The sequence below is a fragment of the Natronospira sp. genome, assembly GCF_007134575.1.
GTDB classification, from domain to species: Bacteria; Pseudomonadota; Gammaproteobacteria; order Natronospirales; family Natronospiraceae; genus Natronospira; species Natronospira elongata.
In genome coordinates, this window is record NZ_SLKM01000321.1 from 1 (window position 1) to 8330 (window position 8330).

The following is an 8330-nucleotide window of genomic DNA, read 5'->3' on the forward strand; positions in this document are numbered from 1 at the left end:
CCAGCCGCAAAGCTCGGCCAGGCGCAGGCCGTGGGCGCTATCCTCTTCATAGGCCTCGCCCAGGGCGGCCATGGCCGGCAGACGGGTGAAGCCCTCCCGAAAGCGCTGCACGCGCCCGCCTTCCTGGTCCACGGTGATCAATATCGGGTTGCTGCGCGCGGCGCGGATGGCCGCGACCAGCTCCCGCAGGGCCGCGGGCGATTCATAATTGCGCGAGAAGAGAATGACCGCGCCCACGGCGGGATGGGCCAGCAGTTCCCTGTCCTCGGCCGTGAGGCGAGTGCTTTCGAAATCAATCATGACCGGCCCGGCTACCACGTGATCATCCCCTTATGTGAACCCGGGTACCCACCGGCACCCGGTCGAAGAGTTCCACTACCGCCTCATTACGCATCCTAATGCAACCGGCCGAGCGTGGCACGCCCATGGGAAAGGCATCGGGACAGCCGTGGATGTAGATGAAGCGGCGCATGCTGTCCACCACCCCGAGGCGATTGACGCCGGGCTCGGTGCCCGATAGCCACAGTATGCGGGTCAGAATCCAGTCACGGGCGGGATCGGATTCGAACAGGGCCGAATCGCAGATCTCGCCGGTGGGGCGGCGGCCGCGAAAGACCGTGCCCAGGGGCATGCCCTCGCCGATGCGGGCGCGGATCACATGCCAGCCGCGCGGGGTGCAGCCACTGCCTTCGCGCTCGCCGGGGCCGTTACGGGCAGTGGAGACCGGCCATTCCCGCAGGCAGTGCTCGCCTTCCATCAGGCGCAGGCGCTGCTCGGGAATGGATATCTCAATCCACATCGCGGGCCTCGCGTTCCGCTTCGCTCCACTGGCTGAAGGGCCGCTGCACCAGGGCGACGTTGAAATAGCGCTCAAGATGGGTCACTTCCGGGCCCAGCCAGTCGGGGCGCTCGAAGGCTTCCTCGGGGTCGTCGAGCTCAATCTCGGCTACCACCAGGCCCTGATTGTCGCCGAAAAACTCGTCCACCTCCCAGAGATGACCGCCATGGCGGATATGGTGGCGGCGTTTTTCGATCCGCGGGCCACGGCAGAGCCCGTCGAGCATGGCCCCGGCCTCCTCGACCGGGATCCGGTAGCTGAACTCGTCACGGCTTACGCCCAACTCCAGGCTCTTGATGTTGAGCTCGCCGTGATCACCGGCCACCCGCACCCGCACCGAGGCGCGCCCGCTGCGGTGGTCGGTGAGATAGCCCTGGCGCAGGAGGAAACTGTCCTCGGCCGCCGTCCGCCAGGCCTCGCCGTGTACCAGAAACTTGCGCTCGATCTCGCGCGCCATGGGCCCTACCCCTTGCGCTCGAACACCGCCATGGCCTCGGCATGACCGGTGTGGGGGAACATGTCCATGATGCCGGCGGCCTTCAAGTGGTAACCGGCCTCATTTACCAATTGCCCGGCATCTCGGGCCAGGGTCGCCGGATGACAGGAGACATAGACGATGCGCTCCACCCCCATGGCGGCCAGGCGGGGAATGATTTCATGGGCGCCGCTGCGGGGCGGGTCCAGCACCGCCAGGCGATAGTCGCGTTGGGCCCAGGGGAAGACGGAGACATCCTCGAACAGGTTGGCGACATGAAAATCCACCCGCTCGCCCAGGCCGTTGCGCTCGGCGTTGTCGCGGCCGCGGGCCACCAGGCCGTCCTCGCCTTCCACGGCGGTCACCCGGGCACCAGCCCGGGCGATGGGCAGGGCGAAATTACCGAGCCCGGAGAAGAGATCCAGCACTTCGTCATCCGGCGTCGGCGCCAGCCATTCCAGGGCCTGATCAATCATGGCGCGATTGATGTCGCGATTGATCTGGATGAAATCGGTGGGCCGGAAGCGAATTTCCACATCATGGGCCGGCAGCCGGTAACTCAGCGCGGGGGCCGATTCGCTCAGGGGCCGAACAGTGTCCGGGCCCTTGGGCTGGAGATGGATCCAGAAACCGGTTTCGCGCTCGAAGTCGCGCAGGATGCCCAGGTCGTCGGGCGTGAAGGGGTCCAGATGGCGCAGGACCAGGGCGGTGTCGTCATCGCCGGCGGCCACTTCGATCTGCGGCAGGCGGGCACGGACGGACAGCTTGCCCACCAGCTCGGAGAGCGCCTCCAGGCGTTCGCCCACCTGAGGCACCAGCACCTCGCAGCGGGTCATGTCGGTGATATAGGGCGTGCGCCGCTCGCGAAAGCCGACCAGGACCCGGCCCTTGCGCGGCACGTCCTTGACCCCCAGGCGGGCCCGACGGCGATAGCCCCACTCCGGGCCTTCCAGGGTGGGCAGGACCTGCTCGGGGTCAACGCCACCCAGACGGCGCAGCTGCTCCAGCAGCATGCGCTGCTTGTAGCGGCGCTGGGCATCGGGGGCGAGATGCTGGAGGCTGCAGCCGCCGCACTGACCGAAAAAGGTGCAGCGGGGCTCGACCCGTTCCTCGGAGGGCCGTAACACGGTTTCGGTTACGCCCTCGTCCAGCTCCCGGCGTTTTTTCTCCCGGCGCACCACGACCCGTTCGCCGGGCAAGGCGCCGTGGGCAAATACGGTCTTGCCGGACTCGGCCTGGCCCACGCCACGACCGTCATGGGCCAGGTCGCGGATATCCATCTCCATCTCTACCGGCGCTTGCTTTCGTCTAGCCACGCTTGATCAGGTCCTCCCGGACGGGTTGGTCCTGCCAGCCTTCCAGGAACTGGCGGAAATGGTTCTCCTCGCTGGCTTTCAGGAACTCGCGCACCCGCTCCTGCTCGGCGGTGTACTCCTCCCGGTTGAGCCGCCCGCGCATGTATTCAAAGCGCAGGAAGACGAGATAGGTATTGAGGGCATCGGTTTCGCAGTAATCGCGCACCGCCTTGATGTCGCCGTCGAGAATCCGGTCCCAGACCAGGCTGCCATGCATGCCCAGCTTGCCCGGCAGGCCCAGCATCACTGCCACTTCATCGAGCTTGGCCGTGGCCCGGCCCTGGTAGCCGCTGATCACGTCCATCAGGTCCATATGCCGCGAATGGAAGCGGTTGAGGTAGTTGTTGAAGCGGAAAGGCTGGGCGTTGTCGCCGGTTTCCCAGTAAGTGGGCGCGGCGATGCCATGGTAAAGGGCCCGGTAGTGGAGCACCGGCAGGTCGAAGCCGGAGCCGTTCCAGGAGACCAGATCGGGCTGGAAGCGCTCCACGCCCTCGAAAAAGCGGGCCACGATCTCTGCCTCGTCGGCGTCTTCCTCGCCCAGGGTCCAGACCCGGAAGCGGTCGCCCTGGCGCAGGGCCACGGAAATGGCCACCACCTTGTGCAGGTGCAGGGGCAGAAAATCCCGGCCGCCGGTTTCCTGGCGGCGGCGGTGAAGCATGGCCCGCCCGGTGTCGCGGTCGTCGAGATCACCCAGATCGAGGATGCGCCGGCCGGATTCGGTGTCCGGCACGGTTTCGATGTCGAAGGCCAGTATGTTCAAGCCGTCTCCCTTGCGGATTGCGCTCGGCGGACAAGAAGCGTCCTAGTTTACCAGAGCCCTGGAGGCCGCCGGCATGGCATACTAGGGTTATCAAGACATAAGGCGGCGAAGACCGCCGTGTTTCCGGCCTCAATTGGCCGAGGGACAATCAGGGAGGTCCACCACCATCGTTTCCAGAAGCCGGGGGAGGCAAATAGAGGACCTGTCCATGCCTGAGGTTAACGCAAGGCGCTTGGGACGTGCGCGCCTGTCCACCGTCATGTTGTTTGTCGGCAGCCTGCCGCTGGGCACTGTCCTGGCCGAGGATCAGGCCGATATCCTGACCGAGGATAGCTTCCTCGCCGAACAGCCCATGACCGTGAGCAGCTCACGCCTGCCCCAGCGGCCGGGCGACTCGCCGGTATCCGTTACCGTGATCGACCGGGAGATGATCGAGGCCTCCGGTGCCCGGGAAATCCAGGATCTGCTGCGCTTCGTTCCCGGCGCTGTGCTCACCTACACCTTCGGTCATTCTCCCTCGGCCACACTTGGCTTCGGGGCCGAGTCTTTCTCCCGCCGGATCGAGGTGCTGGTGGACGGTCGCAGTGTCTACACCCCCAGTTTCGGTGGCGTCCCCTGGGCTTCCCTGCCCTATTCGGTCAGCGATATCGAGCGCATTGAGGTGACCCGCGGGCCCAATGTGTCCGCCTTTGGCACCAACGCCTTTCTCGGCTCCATCAATATCATCACCCGGGACCCTGCGGATCAGACTGGCGGCGAGATCGAGCTCCTGGCCGGTGATGACTTCATTCACAGGGCGCAGGCCCGCTATTTTGGCTCCACCGAGCGTAGCGACTGGAATCTCTCGGCAGCCCAGTGGGGCGACAATGGCTTCGATAATCAGAACGGGGAATTTGACGGCAAGAGTTTCCGTTTCCTCAATGGTCAGATGCGGATGCATACCGGCCCATCCAGTCAGCTGCATGGCCGCTTCGGCTTGAGCCGGGGCAGAATGGAGCTGGGCCGTGTTGACCGCCCCCTTTCACCACCCCGCAACGAATATATCGAGAATCGCTTCGGGCAATTGAACTGGCAATACCGGAGCGAGGCCGGCAATCTTCACGAGGTTCAGTTTCAGCACAGCGAGGAATTGATTGATCAACGCTTCCTCACCCAACCCCTGCCCGATCTCGGCTTTCTTCAGGTGGTGGTGGACGAATCGCGGGACAGCACTCGAAGTGACATCGAGTATCAGACCACTCGTGCCCTGAGCCAGCAAAGCCGCCTGCTAACCGGGCTGGGCGTTCGCCTGGACCGGGTGAGTTCACCGGAGGCCTATTTCCCCGATGGCAGTGAAAGCAACCAGGCCGTTCGCGCCTTTGGCCAATGGGAGTGGCGCCCCACATCCGCCATGACCATCAACGTGGGGGCCATGCTGGAGGATGACGACATCACCGGCAGCGCCCTGTCGCCACGGCTCGCCTTGAATCAGCATCTAAGCAGCAACCAGACCCTGCGCCTTTCCTTGAGCCGCGCGACCCGCTCCCCCGTCTTGATTGAAGAGTATGGGGACTGGGCCGTGCATTCTCCCTTTGGCTCGGACCAGATTGTCCTGGCTTCTGGCGGTCTGGAACGGGAAACGGTGGATAGCGTGGAACTGGGCTATTTATTCCGCTCCCACAACGGCAACTGGCAAATCGATACCCGCCTGCATCATGACCGCATCGAGGACATGATCATGTACTTTACCGCCGACGTGCCCCACGACCCCTTCGATGGTGAGGCGGTGGACTTCGACAATCTCGAGGACGTACGCATCACCGGCCTTGAAACGGAAGTGGAATACCGCCCCACCCGGCAGATTCGGCTGAGACTGAGTCATGCCTACAAGGAGCTGAGCGCCAGCAATGTGGTCACGGATATTTCCGGAAGTACTCCGCGAAACAGCATGGCCTTGCTGGCCATGTACCGGGCCAGCCATCAGACCGACTTCAGCCTGGGGTATTTCCGGCACAGCAGCTACAACATCATGAACCTGAATGACGGTGCGGATTCAGCCAGTCGGATCGATCTGCGGGTCGCCCATCGCCTGCAGCCCCGTCCGGATAGCGCCCGACTGGATCTGGTCGTTCAGGCCGCGGATGGTGATTACGAGGAAAGCCGGCCACGCAATCGATTTGATCGGCGAATATTTGGCCAAATTCACATTCCCTTCTGAGCACTTGAATGTACGGGACACGATTAACAGGGAACGGTTTGCAGCATAGGGTAATGGCGGGAATGCCATGGCTTGTCCCGGTCCTTTGCCTGCTGCTAGTGCTGGGCGGACCTGCCGGCGCGGCCACCGGTGAGACACGGGTACTGGTCCTGCTTAGCGGTGATGGGCGACCTTATCAGCAATTCCAGACGGGATTGAGGGAATCCCTGCCGTCTCGGGAAAGAGAGCGCCTGGATATTCGTGAACACCTGGATGATCTCCCCGGGGATGAGTCCTATCAACTTGTATTGACAGTCGGTACCGCGGCGCTGAGAGTTGCCCTTGAGAACAGCAATCTCCCCATTATCAGCACCCTGGCTCCGTCGAGCACAGTGGAGCGGCTCAGTGAAGCGCATCCCGATCGTGCCATCACCGGCCTGTACATCGACCAACCCATCGACCGTCATATTCAGCTCATCAAGGCCCTCTTCCCCGATTCGTCTCGCATCGGTCATATCGGGCCCGACGAACAAGCCCCGGACAGGCTTATCGAAGCCATTGAGCAGCACGATGTGTCACTAAGACATGTACAGGCGACTGACCGACGGGAACTCATTCGTGTTCTTCCCGGCATGCTCGACGAGGTGGAAGCGCTGTTGATTCTCCCCAATGCCCTGACCGCCGAATCGAGTCAGTTACGCGCCATGCTGTTGCACAGCTTCCGGGCCGGCGTACCCAGTTTCGCCTATTCGCCGGGCCTGGTTAATGCCGGGAGTATCGCAGCGGTCTACACCGAGCCTGATGCCCTGGGGCGGGAAACTGCGGATGTGCTGATGGAGATAATGAAACTTTCTCCCGAAGACTGGCCGGCACCCAAGCATCCAAGCACCTATGGCCTGGCAACCAATACCGATGTGGCCCGCTCCCTCAGAATCCGTCTTCCCGCGGAGGAGCCGCTGCGTCAAATGATCGAGCAGGATGAGTAATGCCCAAACTGCGACTGAGAACCCAGATTCTACTCGTGGCCCTTCTGCCAACCCTGTTGGTTAGCCTGGTCGTGAGCGGTTATCTGCTGGGGACGCGACTGGCCGACCTGCGCTCCTACCAGCAAAACACCGGGGAAACCATTGCCCGTCATCTGGCACCCGCCAGTGAGTTCGCCGTCTTCTCCGGTAACCAGTTGATACTGGACCGACTCACTGAACAACTGGTGGAAGAAGATGGTGTGCAATGGGTAAGGATTCTGGATATAAACGGCGACACACTCAGTGAGGCAGGCAGAAGCGAAACAGACGCCTCACCTGCCGGCTTGCTCAATCGTCTGTTCCCGGTTGCCCCGGAGGCCCTGCAGTTTGAATCATCCATCCGTCTGGGCGAGGAGCCCGTGGGTGAGTTCGAGGCCCTGTTTGCGGATGATGCTGACGCCGACGGGAACAACATCATTGGTTATGTGGAAGTAGGGCTCTCCACTGAGCCATTGATGGAACGTCAGGGTGAATTGCTGCGCTTTGGCCTCCTGCTGATCCTTGGGGGCCTCATGCTGGCCTGGGGCATGGCCACGCGCGCCGCATTGAGTGCCATCCGCCCAATCAACCGTGTGGTCACCGCATTGCGCGACTTCAGTAGTGGTGACCTGGATACCCGGGTACCGGAACGCTCCCAGGGCGAAACCGGCATGCTTGAACGGGGATTCAACGCCCTTGCCGAGGAAGTAAAGCTATCCCGAGAACGCATGGAAGCGCAGATTGAGCAGGCCACTTCCGAACTGAGAGAAACGCTGGAAGCGGTGGAAGTCCAGAATGTGGAGATGGATCTGGCGAGAAAACGGGCCGAGGAATCCAATCGGATCAAATCAGAGTTTCTGGCCAATATCAGCCACGAGATTCGAACGCCGATGAACGCTATATTCGGTTACACCCAGCTCCTTGCAAGAACCGAACTCGAGAAGACCCAGAAAGATTACATCGTGACCATCCAAAGGTCTGCGGAATCCCTGCTCGCCTTGCTGGAAGACGTTCTCAATCTTTCACGGATCGAGGCGGGTCGGGTCGAGGTGGAGGACTCCCCCTTCGATCCGGAGGAGCTGCTGGAGGATGTGATCTCCCTGTCCGCACCCGGAATTTTCGCCAAGGGACTGGACCTCTATTTCCATCCCCGCACGCAACTGCCTGCCGAACTGATGGCTGATGCGGTCAAGCTGCGACAGATCATTGGCAACCTGCTTTCCAACGCCGCCAAGTTCACCGAAGCCGGTTTTGTTCGGGTCGAGGCGGCGGTTGAGCGAGACAAGCAGGCCCATTGGCTGGTGGTGGATGTCGTCGACAGCGGCATTGGCATCCGCGACGAGGACGCCTCGCGATTGTTCATGGCATTCTCACAGCTTGACACCTCCAGTTCCCGCCGCCACCAGGGCGCGGGACTGGGCCTTGTCATTTGCGAACAGCTCACCCGCCTCATGGGTGGGCGGATTGAAGTCGAGAGTGAGCTGGGTCAGGGCAGCCGCTTTCGTGTGGAGATACCGGTAAGGGTCATCAAGCAGAACGAGGAAGAACACCACTTGAGTGACTGCCTGGTGGAACTCCTCTGTCCGGAACCGGCCATGGGTGATGCCCTCCAGGCCCGTCTCGCCCAATGGGGCTGTCAGGTACAACGGGTGACTGCCCACGAAGCCAGTCTCAAACAGGGCAGTGAGCAGCCGCCATTGCTGGCCGCCGTTGCCCAGGCCC

8 protein-coding genes are annotated in these 8330 nt (G+C 62.4%); 3 read left to right on the forward strand and 5 right to left on the reverse strand.

Going from position 1 to position 8330, the window contains the following annotated elements:
• The 5 genes from ACJWXQ_RS13005 to ACJWXQ_RS13025 all read right to left on the reverse strand — a co-directional run.
• Positions 1–318 (reverse strand): glycoside hydrolase family 3 N-terminal domain-containing protein (locus ACJWXQ_RS13005; RefSeq protein ID WP_406672972.1); only part of this gene is annotated, 318 nt, incomplete at its 3' end.
• Between the two features lie 4 nt (positions 319–322).
• Positions 323–799, reverse strand: coding sequence for a L,D-transpeptidase family protein (locus ACJWXQ_RS13010; RefSeq protein ID WP_406672973.1), 477 nt, complete (start codon positions 797–799; stop codon positions 323–325).
• Positions 789–1295 (reverse strand): CYTH domain-containing protein, encoded by a 507-nt coding sequence (locus ACJWXQ_RS13015; protein ID WP_346052185.1) that lies wholly within the window; start codon positions 1293–1295, stop codon positions 789–791. Before ACJWXQ_RS13015 ends, ACJWXQ_RS13010 begins: the two co-directional genes overlap by 11 nt.
• Before the next feature lie 5 nt (positions 1296–1300).
• Complete coding sequence (rlmD, locus tag ACJWXQ_RS13020; protein ID WP_346052187.1) at positions 1301–2629, reverse strand: 23S rRNA (uracil(1939)-C(5))-methyltransferase RlmD; 1329 nt, start codon at positions 2627–2629, stop codon at positions 1301–1303.
• Positions 2622–3428 (reverse strand): 3'-5' exonuclease, encoded by an 807-nt coding sequence (locus ACJWXQ_RS13025; protein ID WP_346052189.1) that lies wholly within the window; start codon positions 3426–3428, stop codon positions 2622–2624. Before ACJWXQ_RS13025 ends, rlmD begins: the two co-directional genes overlap by 8 nt.
• Positions 3429–3636: 208 nt before the next feature.
• Between ACJWXQ_RS13025 and ACJWXQ_RS13030 the strand changes: the two genes are divergently transcribed.
• The 3 genes from ACJWXQ_RS13030 to ACJWXQ_RS13040 all read left to right on the forward strand — a co-directional run.
• A complete protein-coding gene (locus ACJWXQ_RS13030; protein ID WP_346052191.1) occupies positions 3637–5625 on the forward strand; it encodes a TonB-dependent receptor domain-containing protein in 1989 nt (662 codons plus the stop codon).
• Positions 5626–5687: 62 nt separating this feature from the next.
• The gene (locus ACJWXQ_RS13035) at positions 5688–6590 is read left to right on the forward strand and encodes an ABC transporter substrate-binding protein (RefSeq protein ID WP_406672974.1); all 903 of its coding nucleotides are present in this window, start codon (positions 5688–5690) and stop codon (positions 6588–6590) included.
• Positions 6590–8330 (forward strand): ATP-binding protein (locus ACJWXQ_RS13040; RefSeq protein ID WP_406672975.1); only part of this gene is annotated, 1741 nt, incomplete at its 3' end. The genes ACJWXQ_RS13035 and ACJWXQ_RS13040, both read left to right, overlap by 1 nt.